This is a genomic window from Streptomyces sp. NBC_00247, from assembly GCF_036188265.1.
In the GTDB taxonomy this organism is placed as follows: Bacteria; Actinomycetota; Actinomycetes; order Streptomycetales; family Streptomycetaceae; genus Streptomyces.
The window spans coordinates 6,943,627-6,961,320 of sequence record NZ_CP108093.1; the positions used below are offsets into that span (position 1 = coordinate 6,943,627).

The window sequence follows — 17,694 nt, forward strand, 5'->3', positions numbered from 1 at the left end:
CATGCATACCGACCTCGTCGCCGCCCTCGATATCGGCGGCACCAAGATCGCCGGCGCGCTGGTGGGCGACGACGGCACGCTGCTCGTCAGGGCGCAGCGGCCGACGCCGGCCAAGGAGTCCGGCGAGTCGGTGATGGGGGCGGTGGACGGTGTCCTGTCCGAGCTGATGGCCTCCCCGCTGTGGGAGCGTGCTTGCGCCCTGGGCATCGGCAGCGCCGGTCCGGTGGACGCCTCGGCGGGCACCGTCAGCCCGGTCAACGTTCCCGGCTGGCGCGACTTCCCGTTGGTCGCCCGGGTCGGCGAGACGATCGGCGGACTTCCGGTGACCCTCGTCGGCGACGGCGTGGCGATGACGGCGGCCGAGCACTGGCAGGGAGCCGCCCGCGGGCACGACAACGCGCTCTGCATGGTCGTGTCGACCGGTGTCGGCGGCGGACTCGTCCTCGGCGGCAGGCTCCACGCCGGGCCCACCGGCAACTCGGGCCACATCGGCCACATCAGCGTGGACCTGGACGGCGACGCCTGCCCCTGCGGCGCGCGCGGCTGCGTCGAGCGGATCGCCAGCGGCCCCAACATCGCACGCAGGGCCCTGGACAACGGATGGCTGCCCGGAGCGGACGGGGACGTCACGGCACGCGCCGTGGCCGCCGCCGCGCGGGCGGGAGACCCCGTGGCGCAGGCGTCCTTCGACCGTGCGGCCCAAGCGCTGGCTGCCGGTATCGCCGCCACGGCGACCCTGGTCGAGATCGACATCGCGGTGATCGGCGGGGGAGTGGCCGGCGCCGGAGATGTGCTCTTCGCCCCGCTGAGGCGGGCCTTGGCCGACTACGCGACGCTCTCCTTCGTACGCGACCTCACGGTGACGGCCGCGGTGATGGGCAATGACGCGGGGCTCGTGGGAGCGGCCGCAGCGGCCACCGTGCGCTGACGACTCGTCACGGTCCCGCCGCGGAACCGGGTTTCACCGGGTCGGGGACGATCGGCGGCCCCGGAAACCGGCCGGCACGTCACGGCCGGCGTCGGGGCGGCCGGAAGCTCAGCGGGCGCGGTCGGCCGAGGCCGGGGCGACCACGACGAGGAAGGCGTCGCGGTCCAGGTCCATCACGACTTCCACCGCGATCCCCTCGCCGCGGCGCGCGGCCGCGAACTCCTCCGCCGGCCAACTGCCACGCGGCCCGCCTGCGGGAAACTGTCCGAGCACCTTCTGACGCATGGTGTACCCCTCTGCCGCTGTCCGGGTCCCACCCGGCCACGAGGACTGATGACGGCCCGCCGCCGTCGACCCGGGCCACCGGTCCCGTCTCCGGTGACCGTCCGGCCTTCCGGCGGGACGTCTGCCGACGGGTACCCCGTCCACGGCTCCGTACAACAGGTTCGTCGCGCCGGGTTTTCGCCCCAGGGTGTTCCGGGCAAGCCACAGAGGGCCGGAGCGTCTGCGGACGGCCGGGCCGCGCCGGGGGACGGGATCCGCGTCGCGGGCCTCGGACGGGGCGGCCCGGACGGCGCCGGGGCGCGAGCGCGGCCCGGACCGGAAGAGATGCCTGGTGAAGGGGGAGCCGTGATCGTCTGGGTCAACGGTGCGTTCAGTGCGGGCAAGACCAGCGCGGCCTGCGAACTGCTCGACCTGATCCCGAACAGCACGCTGTACGACCCCGGGCTGACGGGCGCCGCGCTGCGCGGGCTGCTGCCCCGCAAGCGGCTGGCTGAGGTGACCGACTTCCAGGACCTGCCCATCTGGCGGCGCCTGGTCGTGGACACCGCGGCGGCCCTGCTCGCCGAGGTGCCCGGCACGCTCGTGGTGCCGATGACGCTGCTGCGGCAGGAGTACCGGGACGAGATGTTCGGTGGGCTCGCCGCGCGTCGCATCCCCGTGCACCATGTGCTGCTCCGCCCAGAGGAAACGATCCTGCGCCAGTGGATCTCGGAACGGCACGAGCTCTCCGGAGACCCCGGACGGAGCGTGCGCACCCGCCGTTGGTGCCTCGAACACATCGAGCCCTACCGCGCGGCCCTCCCGTGGCTCACCGCCGACGCCCACGTCATCGACAACGGCTCCCTCACCCCGCGCGAGACCGCGCTGCGGATCGAGGAGGCGGTACGTACCGGCGCCGCCGGGGAGTGCGGGATCGTCCAGAACCCTTCCCCCACCGCCGAGACGGTCGCCGCCGGAGTGCTCCTCTTCGACGAACGCGGCCGGGTCCTCCTCGTCGACCCCACCTACAAGGCGGGCTGGGAGTTCCCCGGCGGGATAGTCGAGGCGGGCGAGGCACCGGCCAGGGCCGGAGTCCGGGAGGTGGCCGAGGAGATCGGCCTCGTCCTGACCACCGAGCCCAGGCTGCTCGTGGTCGACTGGGAGGCTCCGAGACCGCCCGGCTACGGCGGCCTGCGGTTCCTCTTCGACGGCGGGGTGCTCCGGGACGAGGACGCGCAGGGGCTGCTGCTCCAGAACTCCGAGCTGCGGGACTGGCGCTTCGTCACCGAGGAGGAGGCCGCCGGGCTCCTCCCGCCGACCCGTTACACCCGGCTGTGCTGGGCGCTCAGGGCCCGCGAGCGCTCCAGCGTCCTCAACCTGGAGGCAGGGGTGCCGGTCGGCTCCACGGGGCAGTACACCTGAGGGCTGTCCCGCGATCCCCGGCGGGTGCGCGACGCCCGCTACGGCACCTCGACGTGTTGTCGGAACGTCCGCACACGCCCAGTACGCGAACGGCCCATCACCTTGCGATGCACCGCATCCGATGCCGCGCACTGATCCACCACGAATCGCGGGACAGCCCATGGGCGGTACCGGCCGGTGGGGGAGCGGGACCCGGCTCCAGGGCGCGGCCCCCGCCCCGCGTGCCCGTCAGCCCTGGCGGGACGCCGCGTAGTTCCGCAGGAACAGGGCCTCGGTGACCGCGAGGCGTTCCAGCTCCTCGGGCGAGACGCTCTCGTTCACCGCGTGGATCTGCGCCTCGGGCTCGCTCAGCCCGATGAGCAGGATCTCCGACTCCGGGTAGAGCTCGGCCAGCGTGTTGCAGAGCGGGATCGACCCGCCCATGCCCGCCGTCTGCATCTCCTCGCCGGGGAACGCGATCCGCATGGCCGCGGCCATGGCGGTGTACGCGGGGCTGGTCACGTCCGCGCGGAACGGCTGGCCCTGGCCCACCTGTTCGACGGCGACGCGCGCTCCCCAGGGGGCACGCGACTCCAGGTGCGCGGTCAGCAGCTTCGTCGCCTCGTCGGCGTCGTGCCCCGGCGGCACCCGCAGGCTGATCTGTGCCCGCGCGCTCGCCTGGACGGACGGGGTGGCACCGACGACCGGCGGGCAGTCGATCCCGATCACGGTCACCGCGGGTCGCGCCCAGATGCGGTCGGCGACCGTACCCGTGCCGATCAGCTCCACCCCGTCCAGCACCTTCGCGTCCTTGCGGAAGTCCTCTTCCGGGTACTGCAGCCCGTCCCAGGAGGCGCCCCCGGCGAGTCCGTCCACCGTCGTCGTGCCGTCCTCGGCCCGCAGCGAGGCGAGCAGCTGGATCATCGCGGCGAGCGCGTCCGGGGCAGCGCCGCCGAACTGCCCGGAATGCAGGTTCCCCTCAAGGGTGTCGAGCGTCACGCGCAGCATCGTCATGCCGCGCAGGGTCGCGGTGACGGTCGGCAGGCCGACCCGGAAGTTGCCCGCGTCGCCGATGACGATCGCGTCGGCGACAAGCAGCTCCGGGTGCTCCTCCGCGTACCGCTCCAGCCCGCCGGTGCCCTGCTCCTCGGAACCCTCTGCGACCACCTTCACGCCGACCGGCACACCGCCGTTCGCCTTCAGCGCGCGGAGCGCGAGCAGATGCATGATCAGGCCGCCCTTGCAGTCCGCCGTGCCCCGGCCGAACCAGCGTCCGTCCCGCTCGGTCAGCTCGAACGGCGGGGAGAGCCAGGCCGACTCGTCGAGCGGCGGCTGCACGTCGTAGTGGGCGTAGAGGAGTACGGTCGGAGCTCCGGCCGGGCCGGGGAGGTATCCGTACACGGACCGGGTCCCGTCGGGCGTGTCCAGCAGGGCGACGTCCTGGAAGCCCTCCGCGGTGAGCGCGTCGGCGACCCAGCCTGCCGCGGCCTCGCACTCGCTCTTCGGGAACTGCGCGGGATCCGCCACCGACTGGAACGCCACCAGCTCGCTCAGCTCCGTCTTGGCACGGGGCATCAGCGAGGCAACGGTTTCGGAGATCGGACGGGCGGTCATGGGAAGGCTCCTTCATAGCGCGGTGCCGGGTGCGGACGCGCAGGTCGTGCGCGACCGTGGACGACGCCGTTTGTCCGGCGTTGTCCGTACGACGAAATCACTGCCGATCCTCCCACAGCGGACCTTGGCCGGAACGCGCCGTAGGATGCCGTCAGTAGCTGGGGCAACTGGTCGGATCGGGAGCAGAAGCACATCGTGAGCAGCGAGAACGCAGACGCCGGGCGTGAGCACGAAGAGTCGTCGGTGTGGGACGTCGTGGTAGTCGGTGCAGGGCCGGCCGGTGCCTCGGCGGCATACGCGGCGGCCGTCGCGGGCCGTCGGGTCCTGCTGCTGGAGAAGGCGGAGCTGCCCCGCTACAAGACATGCGGCGGCGGGATCATCGGATATTCGCGCGATTCGCTCCCGCCGGGATTCGAACTTCCCCTGCGTGACCGCGTGCACGCCGTCACCTTCTCCCTCAACGGGAAGCTGGTGCGCACCCGCAAGTCGAAGCGCATGCTCTTCGGCCTCATCAACCGGCCCGAATTCGACGCCCAGCTGGTCGAGGAGGCGCAGAAGGCCGGCGCCGAACTGCGTACGGGCGCATCCGTCGCGCGGGTCGAGCAGCACGGTTCGTCCGTACCGGACCGGCGCACCGTCGCGGTGGTGCTGGCCGGCGGAGAGACGGTGCTCGCGCGGGCCGTCGTCGGCGCCGACGGCAGTGCCGGACGCATAGGCGCTCACGTAGGGGTGAAGCTCGACCAGGTGGACCTCGGCCTGGAGGCGGAGATCCCCGTCCCCGAGACGGTCGCCGAGGACTGGGCGGGGCGCGTACTCATCGACTGGGGCCCGATGCCCGGCAGTTACGGGTGGGTCTTCCCCAAGGGCGACACGCTGACCGTCGGGGTGATCTCCGCCCGGGGCGACGGCGCCGGGACGAAGCGGTACCTGGAGGACTTCGTCGCCCGCCTCGGGCTGGCCGGCTTCGAGCCGAAGATCTCCTCCGGCCACCTCACCCGCTGCCGCAGCGAGGACTCGCCGCTCTCCCGGGGCCGGGTCGTGGTCTGCGGAGACGCCGCTGGCCTCCTGGAGCCCTGGACGCGCGAGGGCATCTCCTTCGCGCTCCGCTCTGGGCGGCTGGCGGGGGAGTGGGCGGTACGCATCGCAGAGGCCCGCGACGCGGTGGACGCCCGGCGCCAGGCGCTCAACTACGCCTTCGCCATCAAGGCCGGACTCGGCGTCGAGATGAACGTCGGACGCCGGATGCTCAAGCTTTTCGAGCGCCGCCCCGGAGTCCTGCACGCGGTGCTCACGACCTTCAGGCCCGCCTGGAAGGCGTTCGCAGGGATCACCCGGGGGACGACGTCGCTGGCCGATCTGGTCCGTACGCACCCCCTGGCACACCGCGCGCTCTCCGTGATGGACCGCCGGGCGGCCGACAACGGCTGACCGGCTCCCGCACCAGGGGTGACCGAACGCCGCTGTCAGGCATCGCGGCACGCTGGGACGGGACTGCGGTCACTCCCTGCCCCGCCGGGTGGCAGCACCGCGCCCGCCCCGCCGTCAGGAACCGGACGGCGAGGCGGGCGCGGCACACGCGGGCGGGCAGGGTCAGGCCGCGGCTCCTCCGCCGGTACGGCTCCTGCGCCTGCGGACCACGAGCGTGATCGCGCCACCCGCGACCAGTGCCAGGGCGGCGGCCGCCGCGATGGCCGGGGTGGAACCGCTGCCCGTCGATGCCATGGTCCCCGAGGCGTTCGGGGTGCCCGTGGCGGCCGCCGCGGGCCCGTCCGACGCGGGGGCCCCGGTCCCGTCGGCATCCACGTCCGACGACGGATCGGCGGACCCCGGGGTCGCGGTGGAGGTCGTGGTCTTCACCGTGAACTTCGCGGTGTCGTTGGCCTTGTCGGTGTCGGCGCTCAGCTTGGTTCCCCATACGGTGGTGACGGCGATGTCGCCCGAAGCGGTGGCGGGGGCGCCCTGCTCGACCTTGACGGTGAACGGCAGCTCCACGGTCTCGCCGACGGTGAACGGCGATTCGACCTCACACATGTACTCGGGGGCTCCCGGCGTGTGTTCGTCCATTCCGCCACCCGTCCACACGTCGCACTCCGACGGGATCTTCACGGCGGTGGTGCCCTTGGGTATCTCGACCAGCACCCCGACCTGGGCGTCGGAATTCAGCAGGTTGAAGGTCGCGGGACCGTTGTTGCGGACCTTCGCGGTCAGCACGGTCTCGTCACCCGGGGCGGCGTTAGCGGTGGAGCCGGTGAGGGCGATGTCGGCGGTGTTGTCGACATCGATCCGCCACTGGGCGTGATCGGTCCTCACGACCGGCGGCGTGCCGTTCTCCACGAGTGAGAGCACCGGCCCGTCGGTGGCGGCCGCCTTGGGCACGGACGAGGAGACGGCCTCGACCTGGTAGTCGACGAACTCGTAGAGCGCCGTCGGATCGACCTCGATGCCGACCTCCGAGGAGAGCCGGTACGCCTTGCCCGGCTCGACCGGGGTGGTGAGATGGCACACGGCGGTGTCCAGCGCGTGTCCGTGTGCCGAGGGGATGTCGGTGGACTTCCCGTACGTGCAGTTGGAGAACTTCTGGGCGAATCCGAGACCGGGGGTGGCGGCGAGCGAGAGGGTCACGGCGTCGGCGGTGAGCGAACCGGAGTTGGACACCGTGATCGGGGCGGCGAGGGTCGAGCCGGGGGCCGCGTCCTTCGTGTCCGGGATCCTGGCGATGCCGAGGTCCACCGCACCGACGGTGAGTTCGACGGTCGTCTCCGCGACGGTGGCGTTGGACGAAGTGGCGAACAGTCGTGCGGTGCCCTTCGTGCCGAGCGCGGCGCCCGGCTTGGCGTTGACGTCCACGATGCCGCCGGTGGACTCACCGGGGGCGATGTCCCGACTGGGCCAGGAGCAGATGTCGTCCACGCAGGAGAGGCCGGTGACGTCGGCGAATCCGGAGATGCCGGAGACGTCGACCTTGACGACCACGTCCTTGGCCGTGCTCCCGCCTGCCTCGCCCGCCATGCCCCAGCCGATCTGTGACGAGTCCCCCCGGACCGCCGGCTGGGGCAGCCCCACCTTGCTGTGGTTGGGCACGAGCGTCAGCGCGGGAGCGTCCTCGGCGTGGGCCGTGGGCGCCGCCACGACGGCCGGGAGCAGCGTGACGGCCGCAGCGGTGAGTACCGCGGGCCAGCCACGCAGTCGTACTGATGACATCTGGTGTTTCCCTTTCCGTGGGCCGGTGTTGTCACACCGGCTGCCTGGTGTGACAACACCGGGCCACGGATGGTTGTGCTGATCCTCCGATCGGTGGCGACGACCCGTCAGGCTCCGCGCTCCTCGACGGTGATCCGGAAGACCGGGTGGTCGGGGCAGGACGCCAGGAGTTCCGCGTCCGTCGACGTGGCGGTGATGCCTTGGAAGTACTGGTTCACCTCCCAGCCCCAGCGCTTCAGGTAGGCGCGGACGATGCGTGCCTTCTGCGCGTCGTCCGCGATCTCCACCGCGGTGAAGGTGCGCGTCCTGCGTCCCACCCGCAGCTCGCCGCCGCCGGCCGCCCGCATGTTGCGCACCCACTGGGAGTGGCCACGGGCGGAGACCAGGTACTGCTCGCCGTCGTGGACGTGCGGATTCACCGGGACCCGCTGCATCTTGCCGCTCTTGCGCCCCCGGACGGACATCTCCGCCGTGCCGAGGAGGCTGAGGCCGTGGCGGGCGAGCCACCCGACCACGCTGTTGAAACGGGTGCCGATCGCACCGGCTCTGAAGTAGTACGGCTGTGCCTGCGACATGGTGTCCCCAGTCCCTGAACGCGAAGTGGTCCGGCTTCGCCGAGCCTTTTCGAGAGCGGTGCTCTCTGTCGAGATCAGTGTGCCTCTTCGGGAATGGGACCGCAAGAGCGGTGCTCTCGTTTCTGTTCGGCGTTCCGCCCGCATGGCAGAATGGGCGTCATGAGTGCCATCAAGGGAGCCAGGGAACGCGCCCGTACCGAGATCACGGCCGCCATCAAGGACGAGGCGAGGGCGCAGCTCGCGGCGGAGGGCGCTTCCAGGCTCTCGCTGCGCGCCGTGGCCCGCGAGCTCGGCATGGTCTCCTCCGCGCTCTACCGCTACTTCCCCAGCCGCGACGAACTGCTGACGGCGCTGATCGTCGACGCCTACGACGCCGTCGGTGAAGCCGCCGAAACGGCAGCCCGCGACGCGACCGCCCGCCCGGACGGCTCCCCCGCCGTCGCCTGGACGGCCGCCGCCCGCGCCGTACGGGAGTGGGCTCTCGCGCACCCCCACGAGTACGCTCTGATCCACGGCTCGCCCGTACCCGGTTACGTCGCACCCCAGGACACCGTCGCCCCGGCCTCCCGCGTCGGACTCGTCCTCATCGGCCTGGTCCGCGAGGCCCACCGGGCCGGGGGCGTCACCACCCCGCCGCTCTCCGCCGCGCTGCGCCCCGAGGCGGTCCGCATGGCGGCGGAACTCGCGCCGGACCTGCCTCCGGCCAACGCCGCGGCGCTCGTCATCGCCTGGGCGCAGCTCTTCGGACTCGTCTCCTTCGAGGTCTTCGGCCAGTTCAACGGGGTGGTGGAGGACCGGGAGGCGCTGTTCCGTCAGGCGGCTGACGGGCTCGCGCACTCGGTCGGCCTCACGGCACCCGGGGGGCCGGCCGGAGGGTGAGCGCCCAGCCGGACGAGCCGCGGGGAGTTCGCCGGAACCGCGGGTCACCAGGCGGGTCTCCACCATGACGGTGCGCCCCCAGCGGTCCCCGCCGAGACGTCCCACCGCGATGGCGCCCGCCGATGCGCCCATGGCCATGGGGCGCTGGGCGACCACGGCGAGCCGGGAACCGAAGTCGCCGGACCTCGGGGACGTCGTCGAAGGCCTCAAGCTCCGGCGTCCGGGACAGGGGCGTCGCCGTCCACCGGGCACCGGTCACCGCCGGGGGCCCAGCACCTCCTGGTGTGCGCGGACGGTTCACGTATCCGGCTCGGGCTCGGGAACGTCGCGCAGAATCCGACCGTCGGTCGGTAGGGGGCCTCCCCGTACCGCGTCCGCACCGGTCACCGGGAGGCCCCGCCCGCAGGGTGCGGGACGTCACCGGCGAGACGGGCGGCCTCCCCGGCGCCGCTCCCGGTTCGTCAGACGACGGCGGAGTTCTCCGTCCAGAGCCGCGCCACGGACTCGTCGCCGTCGACGGTGACGGAGGAGAGCGGCAGACGGTTCCACAGTGCCGCGTAGAGAGCCTCCGCGCTGCCGCTCAGCACGCAGTCGGCCGCGGCCCCGCGGCCGTCGTCGCGCACGGCCTGCGGCGGTCCGGCCGAGAGCCGTACCGTCCAGGCGGCGTCCGCGTCGACCGCGTGCACCCGCAGGGTGCGAGGGGCTTCGGTGCGTACCCGGCTCTTGGCGCGGGCGTGGAAGCCGACCAGCAACTCGTCGATGCCGTCGAGCGCGCGGACCGTGTCCACCGGGGAGTACGGCGTCCCGAGCGCCGACTCGGCGTCCAGCCGGTGCACCGTCGTCTCGTGCAGCTGGCGGCGCGCCCAGAACGCCGATCCGGAGGCCGCCGGCATGAACGTCCAGCAGGCGAGGTCGCGCGGAGCGGCTTCGAGCGCGGCGACCAGCGTCCGGTGTCCCTCGCCGAACCAGCCGAGCAACTCCTCCCCGTCCAGGTCCGGTTCGTCCTGCTCGGCAACGTAATGGGTGTGCCCCTCGACGACGAAGGCCGTCGCCCAGCGGTGCACCGTGCCGGTGTGGCGCAGCAGGTCGCGCACGCGCCAGCCCGGGCAGGTCGGCACCGGAGCGCTCGTCCCCGTCTTCGAGGCCGCCGCCGTGAGCAGTCGGCCTTCCTCGTCGAGCTGCGTGATCTGTTCGGGCATGTCCATGCTGCGGATTGTGGCAGGCGCCGGGTGCGGCCGCCCACGTTGTCCGGGGAAGTCTCGGACGCTGAACAGGAGTTGCTCCTCGCAGGCCCCGAGGCGGTGCATGGCGCTCCGTCCGCCCTGCGGAGCCGACAGGTCCCGCACTACGTTCGCCGCCGAGTCGAGCGCCCCCGCTACGGCCCGGCATTTCGCCCGCGGGCCGTTCCGGGCCCGGTCCGCAAAACAGGAGCCCGGCCATGCCTGGAGCGACGGCCGACGACGCCGCGCGCGATGACGGGCGGGGCCACTCCGCCGCCGGACGGCGCCCGGTGCGGGAAGACCGTTCCGCTCCGCCGAAGGGCGGCCGAAAGGCTCTCAGACGTGCGGCGAAGCGGCGCGGGAGACGTACCCGAGCACGCCGGCCGCCGCGGCGAGCAGGGCCACCGTCGTCAGGGCCATCGGCAGCGAGAGCCAGTCCGCGAGGAAACCGATGACGGGCGGCCCGACCAGCATGCCGCCGTAGCCGAGGGTGGACGCCGCGGCGACACCGCCGGGACCCGCCAACGCGCCCGCCCTGCCGACCGCGACCGGGAAGATGTTGGCCAGTCCGAGCCCTGTCACGGCGAAGCCGGCGAGCGCGAGCGGAACCGTGGGGGCGAGTGAGCCCAGCAGCATCCCGGCCGCTGCCGCCGCACCGCCCAGGACCAGCGTCCGCGTCTGGCCGAAACGTTCCAGCAAGATCGTGCCGGTGAGTCGGCCAACTCCCATGGCCAGGGCGAACAGTGAATAGCCGGCAGCGGCGGTGCCCGGTGCGGCGTGCAGGTCCTGAGAGAGGTGCAGTGCGCTCCACTCCGCGAGTGCCCCCTCGCCGTAGGCGGTGCAGAGCGCGATCACGCCGAAGAGGAAGACCACCCGGCGGACGGCCGGGCTCATGCGGGGAGAAGACGGATCGCGGTTGTCCGGCGCGGAGGGCGCGGAGGGCGCGGAGGGCGCGGAGGGCGCGGAAGGCGCGCCCGGCGCGGTGGCCGCGTCGTCCGGGGTGTTGCGGAGCATGACCGGCCCCATGACCGCGGTGACCAGCAGGCCGGTCGCGGCGAGCAGGGTCAGGTGGGCGACGGGGGAGAGGTGGCTCGCGGCGATGCCGCCGATGCCCGCGCCGGCCATGCCGCCGAAGCTGAACGCGGCGTGGAAGCTGGGCAGTACGGGCCGGCGGATGGCGGCGACGAGGTCCACCGCCGCACTGTTCATGGCGACGTTCATCCCGCCGTAGGCGGCACCGAAGACCAGCAGCAGCAGTCCGAGCGTGAGCGCCGAACCGGCGTGCGCGGGCAGGGCGATGCTCAGGGAGAGCAGGATGCCGCACCAGACGCCGACCCGGTGGCTGCCGAAGCGGTGGCAGAGCCGGCCGGTGAGGACCATCGTGATCACCGCGCCCGCCGAGACGCCCAGCAGGGCGAGCCCGAGCGAGGAGGCGGAGGCGCCGATGTGGTGCTTGATGGCCGGGATGCGTACGACCCAGCCTGCGAAGAGGAAACCGTCGAGAGCGAAGAACGCGGTCAGCGCGGTGCGGAGCCGGGCCGCGGAGGGTGGGGCGGTGTCTCCGCCATGTCCCCCCGTTCGGACCGTCCGCAGTTTGTTTAGGTGCGGCACAAAGTCAGCATAGGGGTGGGCCCGGCAAGGGCACAAGACGGATGCGGACGTGACCCGGAGCACGTCGTGAGCTGGTGCCGAAGCGTCAGGGACGCCTCGGGATCGTGGGAGACTCGCCCCCATGAACGGCAAGGTGTCCACCACGCGGACGAAGCTGGAGAGGGGCCGCAGCGCGCTCGGGCCGGCCCTGGAACTGGTGCACACGGGGCGTGCGCCCACGCGTGCCGTGCTGACCTCCGAACTGGGCGTCACCCGCGCCACCGCCGGCGCGGTCGCGGCCGAACTGGAGGCGCTGGGGCTCATCAGGGTCGACTCCAGCCCCGGTTCGGCCGCCGGCTCGCAGGGTCGCCCCTCGCACCGGCTGTCGGTGTACGAGGCCGGGCCCGTCGTACTCGCCGCACAGGTGCACTCCGACGGCTTCCGTGCGGCGCTGGTCGGCCTCGGTGGCAGGATCGTCGCCACCGCACCGGGCTGCGGCACCGTCATGGCCGACCCCGCGCAGGTGCTCGGCGAGGTGGTCGAGGCCGGCGCGCAACTGCTGCGCGGCAGTGGGCTGCGCTGCGTGGGTGCCGGACTCGCCGTCCCCTCGGCGGTGGCCGAACCGGAGGGAACGGCCCTGAACCCGATCCACATCGCATGGCCCGCCGGTGCCCCGGTGCGCGAGATCTTCCGCGCCTGTGTGCGTGAGGCGGGGATCGAGGGGCCGGTGTTCACGGGGAACGACGTCAACCTCGCGGCGCTCGCCGAACACCGGCACGGCTCCGGGCGCGGCGCTCAGCACCTGCTCTGCGTGGCCACCGGCCATCGGGGGGTCGGTGGCGCTCTGGTGCTCGACGGCCGTCTGCACAGCGGGAGTTCGGGGCTCGCCCTCGAAGTCGGACACCTCACGGTGAACCCGGAGGGCCGTGCGTGCCACTGCGGTGGCCGGGGTTGCCTCGACGTCGAGGCGGACCCGCTGGCCTTTCTTCTCGCGGCGGGCCGGCCCCCCGGCCCGGAGGAGTCGCTGCTCAAGCAGGCGGGCGACCTGTTGCGTACGGAGTACGAGGACGGGGAGGTGCGCCGCGCCTCCGAGGCGCTCATCGACCGTCTGGGGCTGGGGCTCGCGGGGCTCGTCAACATCCTCAACCCCGATCGGGTCATCCTCGGGGGACTCCATCGGGATCTGCTCGAAGCCGACCCCGAGCGGCTGAGGGCCGTCGTCGCCGACCGCAGCCTGTGGGGGCGCAGCGGCAGTGTGCCGATCCTGCCGTGCACGCTCGCGCACGACAGCCTGGTGGGCGCGGCCGAACTGGCCTGGCAGCCAGTGCTCGACGACCCGCTGACCGTCCTCGTCTGACGCGCGGCACGACCCGCCGGGGCGTGCTCGTCCGACGCGTGGAACGTCCTGGTCCGGCCGTCCTTCCTTGCCGGTTCCGAAGGCGGCCCCGCATCACCCCCGCGGCCGGTGTCCGGGCGACGTTACGGTTGCCCGGACACCGGCCGCAGGGCGAAACCCGCACCGGGCAAACGGTGTTGTCTCCGCGTCAGCCGAGAACCGCGGAGCGGCTGGGGAACTGCGCGGAGGCTTCCACCGCCCCCGCGTAACGCCCCGCGAAGGGGCCGTCGGTCATCGATCCGTACACCGCGAGCGGTGGCAGCACCGTCGCCGTGGTGGACGGGGTCGGCAGGGTGAACCAGACGATCTTGCCCGCGTTCTCGCCCGGGCGGACACCCCAGCTCTCACTGACGGCGGCGATGAGGGCCAGCCCGCGCCCCGAGGTGGCGAAGGTCTCCGCCACGTTCACAGTGGGCAATCGTGGGTCGTGGTCGTGTACGGAGACCGTCAGACGATCGAGCAGCAGCTCGATGTCGACGGTGCACGACTTGTCCGGCTCCGCATGGCGGTGGACGTTGGTGAGAAGCTCGGTGACGCCCAGGGCTGCATGGTCGATCAGAGGATCGAGATGCCAGTAACGCAATTGTGCCGAGATGATTCTGCGGACCTGACCGATCCGCGACGGCAGTGCCTGGAGCTCCACCGTGCAGTGCCTGCTTGGCTCGCTGATCACGGCTGCGACTCCCCGAAAGAGGTCCGGAAGAAGACGGAGGAACGGATCCAGCATCTGGCTGGCTGGTGTTTCTGGTCTGCTCTGTGGTCCGTCGCGGCTGCCGGCCCCTCCGTCGCGAGGGTGACCGTCGTTGAACCGTCCGTGACGTGACTTCAGCGTCGCTCAGGGCGCCCCGCGCCGCAACTCGCGGCCGTGGAACCCGCTCGGGGGACGATCCGGGGCCGGTCCGGGGGTGATGAGAGGGGGCTGGCCCGGGGCTGCGCAGGGGGCTCCGTGAGGGGCTGGTACCGCGTGGGGGCTGGTATCGCCTGGCCGGGACCGCGCGAGGGCTGGTACCGCACGGGGGACGGGGCCGGACCGCCGGAGTCCGGGCCGTGGGCGGGTGTAGTGGGGTGCAGCGGGGGTGGGGCCGTGCGGCGCGCTCGTCGGGTCAGCGGTGCCGGCAGCCCGCGCTGCGCAGGACCTCGAGGAAGTGATGTATCGGTGCCGCCCCGTCCGGCAGCCGGCCCCGCTGTCCCATCGTGAGGCGGTAGCGCACGCCGTTGACCCGCGCGACGGCCGAATCGGCCTGGGAGAACCACCGCTTCCACGCACTGACCGCCCCCACCGGGGCGCTGTCGATCTCCCGGCCGTTGCTCGTCAGGAGAGCCACTCGGCCGTCCTTGACGATGACCTGCCCGGCCCGTGTGAGCGAACGGGCCCATCGCTCGATCCGCACCCCCCGTGCGCTGAACTCGACGTCGTCCACCGCTCGGTCGCCCCCCTTCGCACATTGGCTCCTGGGGGGATTCTTCCCGTCCTGGCACGTGTTCACGTGCGCGTGTCGGGCTGAATCGCGTGTACGCAAGGTGACGCCGGGCGACGTGTGTCGGCTTGCCGGGTGCCCGCGATCCGTGCTCCGTACCCAAGCGATTCCTGGGGCAGGCCCAAGTCCCTGTTTGTGCAGGTGGGAGGAATATCGTAGGGGGAAGGCAGCACCGTCTCCACCAGGAGGATCAGCGATGGGCATCAGCGGGCACGGACGCGATGGCGAGGCCGTCACGACGACTGACGTCGACCGCAGTGACTCCGCGTACCGGTCATGGCTCAAAGAGGCCGTGCGCAAGGTGCAGGCCGACGCCAACAGGTCGGCGGACACCCACTTGTTGCGCTTTCCGCTGCCCGAGGAGTGGGGCATCGACCTGTATCTCAAGGACGAGTCCACCCACCCGACCGGCAGTCTCAAGCACCGCCTCGCCCGGTCGCTCTTCCTCTACGGACTCTGCAACGGCTGGATCCGCCCGGGAAAGCCGGTCATCGAGGCGTCCAGTGGTTCGACGGCGGTCTCCGAGGCGTATTTCGCCAAGTTGATCGGGGTTCCCTTCGTCGCGGTGATGCCGCGGACGACCAGTCCCGAGAAGTGCCGTCTGATCGAATTCCACGGTGGCCGCTGCCATTTCGTCGACGATCCCCGGGCCATGTACGAGGAGTCGGCCGTGCTCGCCAAGGAAACCGGTGGTCACTACATGGACCAGTTCACCTACGCGGAGCGGGCCACCGACTGGCGCGGCAACAACAACATCGCCGAGTCGATCTACCAGCAACTGAGGCTGGAACGCTATCCGGAGCCCGCGTGGATCGTCGCCACGGCGGGGACCGGCGGCACCTCGGCGACCATCGCCCGGTACGTCCACTACATGCAGCACGACACCCGGATCTGTGTCCCCGACCCCGAGAACTCCTGCTTCTTCGACGGCTGGACGCGGCACGACCCGCTGGCGAGCAGCGACTGCGGTTCCCGCATCGAGGGGATCGGCCGGCCGCGGATGGAACCGAGCTTCGTCCCCGGGGCCATCGACCGGATGATGAAGGTCCCGGACGCGGCGAGCGTCGCGGCGGTACGCGCCCTGGAGCGGGTGATGGGACGCCGGGCGGGCGGCTCCACCGGGACCGGGCTCTGGAGCTCTTTCAAGATCATCGCGGAAATGGTGGAGCGGGGTGAGCAGGGCAGTGTCGTCACGCTGATCTGCGACTCCGGCGACCGCTACCTGGACAAGTACTACTCCGACGCCTGGCTGAACCAGCAGGGCCTCGACATCGCCCCGTACGCCGCCACGCTCGACACGTTCCTGCGCACCGGAGTCTGGCCGGCCTGACTCCCGCGCCGCTTCTCACGGCGTGCGGGCCGGACGGCGGAACCGCGCCGGCGGGCGGCCCGTACGCCGTGGCCACGGCTACGGCTACGGTGGCCTCGGCTACCGCGGCGTGCGCGCCGGGGCTTCGAGGAGGCCGTCGAGCACCCGGCCGAACATCCGCCGCCCCGCCGCCAGGAGCAGCGGATCGATCCACCTGCCAGGAAGGAACAGCCGGACGTCCTCCACCCACACCACATGGGAGCCGGTCCGGGTCGGCATCACGTCGATCGACGCCCGCCCCCGGACCGTACGCCCGCGCTTCTCCAGACGGCAGAGCCCCGCACGGCCCGCCTCGGGTGGCGTCCAGCGCACCACTTCCATGGGGTCGTCGAAGGTGAGGGGACCCACTCCGGTCCGGGCGACGAACACCGTGCCCACCTCGGTCCGCGCGCCGGCCGGGACGAGCACCGAGGTGAGCGGCACATACGCACCGTGCCGCTCCCAGTCGGTCACCCGGCGCCAGGCCTCGGCGGCTGGAAGGGACGTGAATCGCTCGATCCGGAAGACGGCCACCGTCCGATCGTAGGCCGTGTCCGCCACTTTGCGGCGGACAAGCGGAAGGCCCCCGGCGCGGCGCGGTCCGGGCCGGAGCGGTCCCGGCCGGCGTGGCCCGTTCCGGGCCGGCGCAGGGCCGTGGGCCGTGGCAGGCCCGAGGCCGCCCGCACCGCACCGGAGGTACTCGGGCGGTCCTGCGGCGCCGCGGGGGAGCGGGTCAGCGCTCGGCGGTCGGTCGCGCGCCGGGTTCCGGTGCCCCGGTCGGCCCCGCGACCAGCAGGCCACCGGGCAGCAGTTCCTCGATCTCCGCCCGCGCCGACCCCGACAGACCCGCGTCCGTCACGAAGGTGTCCACCTCGGCCAGCGTCGCGAACGAACTCAGCCCGATCGTCCCCCACTTGGTGTGGTCGGCCACCACCACGACCCGGCGCGCGGCCGACACGAACCGCCGGTTCGTCTCCGCCTCCGCCAGATTCGGCGTGGAGAGGCCGGCCTCGTCGGAGATGCCGTGCACCCCGAGGAAGAGCACGTCGAAGTGGAGCGAGCCGATGGCGCGGTCCGCGACCGGCCCGACGAGCGAGTCGGAAGGGGTCCGCACCCCGCCCGTCAGCACCACCGTGGCCGCGCCCGCGCGGGCGGCGCCCGAGGAGGCCGGGCGATGGGCGTCGTGGAACACGTCGGCCACCCGCACCGAGTTGGTCACCACGGTCAGGTCCGGTACGTCGACCAGCCGCTGTGCCAGCGCGTAGGTGGTCGTACCGCCCGAGAGCGCGATGGCGCTGCCCGGCACGGCCATCGCCGCCGCCGCCCGGGCGATGTCCTCCTTGGCGCCCGGCTCCAGGGCCGACTTCGCTTCGAAACCGGGCTCGTGGGTGCTCGTGTCCACGACCGGTACCGCGCCACCGTGCACCTTCTCGATGACGCCCTGGCGTGCCAGCGCGTCCAGGTCCCGCCGGATGGTCATGTCGGACACGTTGAGCCGACGGGTGAGCTCGTTCACGCGGACGCCGCCGCGCTTGCGGACCTCGTCGAGGATCAGGGCACGCCGCTGCTCCGCGAGCAGATTCTGATTCTCGCTCAACGCGGGGTCCGGTCCTTCCCTCTGGCCGTAGCGTTCCGCGGCACCGCGGAACGCCCGCCCAATCCTCCCACGCGCCTCACGGGAGGGGCCACCGAGGTCCGACGTGGGGAGATTCGGTGAGAGGCCGTCACCCGACGACGATCTCGGCGATTCTGGTGGAACGGGCGCCGGTCCTCGCCGAGCCGCCCGCCACCCCCTTCCAC

General features: G+C 72.4%; 16 protein-coding genes. 6 read left to right on the plus strand and 10 right to left on the minus strand.

What is annotated here, in order from left to right; all coding sequences use genetic code 11:
* Nucleotide 1: 1 nt before the first annotated feature.
* Entirely contained in the window at nucleotides 2-928 is a 927-nt protein-coding gene (locus OHT52_RS29615; protein WP_328723244.1) for an ROK family protein, read from the plus strand.
* Nucleotides 929-1,036: 108 nt separating this feature from the next.
* Here the strand turns inward: OHT52_RS29615 and OHT52_RS29620 are convergent, their stop codons facing one another.
* Entirely contained in the window at nucleotides 1,037-1,213 is a 177-nt protein-coding gene (locus tag OHT52_RS29620) for a hypothetical protein (protein WP_328723245.1), read from the minus strand.
* Nucleotides 1,214-1,558: 345 nt separating this feature from the next.
* On the opposite strand from OHT52_RS29620, the gene OHT52_RS29625 reads away from it, so the two are divergent.
* Nucleotides 1,559-2,614 (plus strand): NUDIX hydrolase, encoded by a 1,056-nt coding sequence (locus tag OHT52_RS29625; protein ID WP_328723246.1) that lies wholly within the window; start codon nucleotides 1,559-1,561, stop codon nucleotides 2,612-2,614.
* Nucleotides 2,615-2,842: 228 nt separating this feature from the next.
* Here the strand turns inward: OHT52_RS29625 and OHT52_RS29630 are convergent, their stop codons facing one another.
* Nucleotides 2,843-4,207, minus strand: coding sequence for a dipeptidase (locus tag OHT52_RS29630; protein ID WP_328723247.1), 1,365 nt, complete (start codon nucleotides 4,205-4,207; stop codon nucleotides 2,843-2,845).
* A gap of 195 nt (nucleotides 4,208-4,402) precedes the next feature.
* On the opposite strand from OHT52_RS29630, the gene OHT52_RS29635 reads away from it, so the two are divergent.
* On the plus strand, nucleotides 4,403-5,635 hold the full coding sequence (locus OHT52_RS29635) for a geranylgeranyl reductase family protein (RefSeq protein WP_328723248.1): 1,233 nt from the start codon (nucleotides 4,403-4,405) through the stop codon (nucleotides 5,633-5,635).
* Between the two features lie 162 nt (nucleotides 5,636-5,797).
* Here the strand turns inward: OHT52_RS29635 and OHT52_RS29640 are convergent, their stop codons facing one another.
* Together OHT52_RS29640 and OHT52_RS29645 are read right to left on the minus strand one after the other, a co-directional pair.
* A complete protein-coding gene (locus OHT52_RS29640) occupies nucleotides 5,798-7,408 on the minus strand; it encodes a hypothetical protein (protein ID WP_328723249.1) in 1,611 nt (536 codons plus the stop codon).
* 107 nt (nucleotides 7,409-7,515) lie between these two features.
* A complete protein-coding gene (locus tag OHT52_RS29645) occupies nucleotides 7,516-7,983 on the minus strand; it encodes a nitroreductase family deazaflavin-dependent oxidoreductase (RefSeq protein ID WP_328723250.1) in 468 nt (155 codons plus the stop codon).
* A gap of 159 nt (nucleotides 7,984-8,142) precedes the next feature.
* Between OHT52_RS29645 and OHT52_RS29650 the strand changes: the two genes are divergently transcribed.
* Nucleotides 8,143-8,862, plus strand: coding sequence for a TetR/AcrR family transcriptional regulator (locus OHT52_RS29650; protein ID WP_328723251.1), 720 nt, complete (start codon nucleotides 8,143-8,145; stop codon nucleotides 8,860-8,862).
* 461 nt (nucleotides 8,863-9,323) lie between these two features.
* Here OHT52_RS29650 and OHT52_RS29655 read toward each other — a convergent pair whose 3' ends face one another.
* Nucleotides 9,324-10,067, minus strand: a complete 744-nt coding sequence (locus OHT52_RS29655; protein ID WP_328723252.1) for a maleylpyruvate isomerase family mycothiol-dependent enzyme — start codon at nucleotides 10,065-10,067, stop codon at nucleotides 9,324-9,326.
* Between the two features lie 351 nt (nucleotides 10,068-10,418).
* A complete protein-coding gene (locus OHT52_RS29660) occupies nucleotides 10,419-11,693 on the minus strand; it encodes an MFS transporter (RefSeq protein ID WP_328723253.1) in 1,275 nt (424 codons plus the stop codon).
* Nucleotides 11,694-11,814: 121 nt separating this feature from the next.
* Between OHT52_RS29660 and OHT52_RS29665 the strand changes: the two genes are divergently transcribed.
* Nucleotides 11,815-13,029 (plus strand): ROK family protein, encoded by a 1,215-nt coding sequence (locus tag OHT52_RS29665; RefSeq protein WP_328723254.1) that lies wholly within the window; start codon nucleotides 11,815-11,817, stop codon nucleotides 13,027-13,029.
* 187 nt (nucleotides 13,030-13,216) lie between these two features.
* Here the strand turns inward: OHT52_RS29665 and OHT52_RS29670 are convergent, their stop codons facing one another.
* Both OHT52_RS29670 and OHT52_RS29675 read right to left on the minus strand, forming a co-directional pair.
* Nucleotides 13,217-13,741, minus strand: coding sequence for an ATP-binding protein (locus tag OHT52_RS29670; RefSeq protein ID WP_328723255.1), 525 nt, complete (start codon nucleotides 13,739-13,741; stop codon nucleotides 13,217-13,219).
* A gap of 430 nt (nucleotides 13,742-14,171) precedes the next feature.
* Nucleotides 14,172-14,489: a hypothetical protein gene (locus tag OHT52_RS29675; RefSeq protein WP_328723256.1), complete on the minus strand. Its 318-nt coding sequence runs from the start codon at nucleotides 14,487-14,489 to the stop codon at nucleotides 14,172-14,174.
* A gap of 253 nt (nucleotides 14,490-14,742) precedes the next feature.
* Here OHT52_RS29675 and OHT52_RS29680 point away from each other — a divergent pair, with 253 nt between their 5' ends.
* Nucleotides 14,743-15,876, plus strand: coding sequence for a PLP-dependent cysteine synthase family protein (locus tag OHT52_RS29680; protein WP_328723257.1), 1,134 nt, complete (start codon nucleotides 14,743-14,745; stop codon nucleotides 15,874-15,876).
* A gap of 99 nt (nucleotides 15,877-15,975) precedes the next feature.
* On the opposite strand, the gene OHT52_RS29685 is transcribed toward OHT52_RS29680, so the two are convergent.
* Nucleotides 15,976-16,428, minus strand: a complete 453-nt coding sequence (locus tag OHT52_RS29685) for an SRPBCC family protein (RefSeq protein ID WP_328723258.1) — start codon at nucleotides 16,426-16,428, stop codon at nucleotides 15,976-15,978.
* 199 nt (nucleotides 16,429-16,627) lie between these two features.
* Nucleotides 16,628-17,491, minus strand: coding sequence for a DeoR/GlpR family DNA-binding transcription regulator (locus tag OHT52_RS29690; protein ID WP_328723259.1), 864 nt, complete (start codon nucleotides 17,489-17,491; stop codon nucleotides 16,628-16,630).
* Between the last annotated feature and the right edge of the window lie 203 nt (nucleotides 17,492-17,694).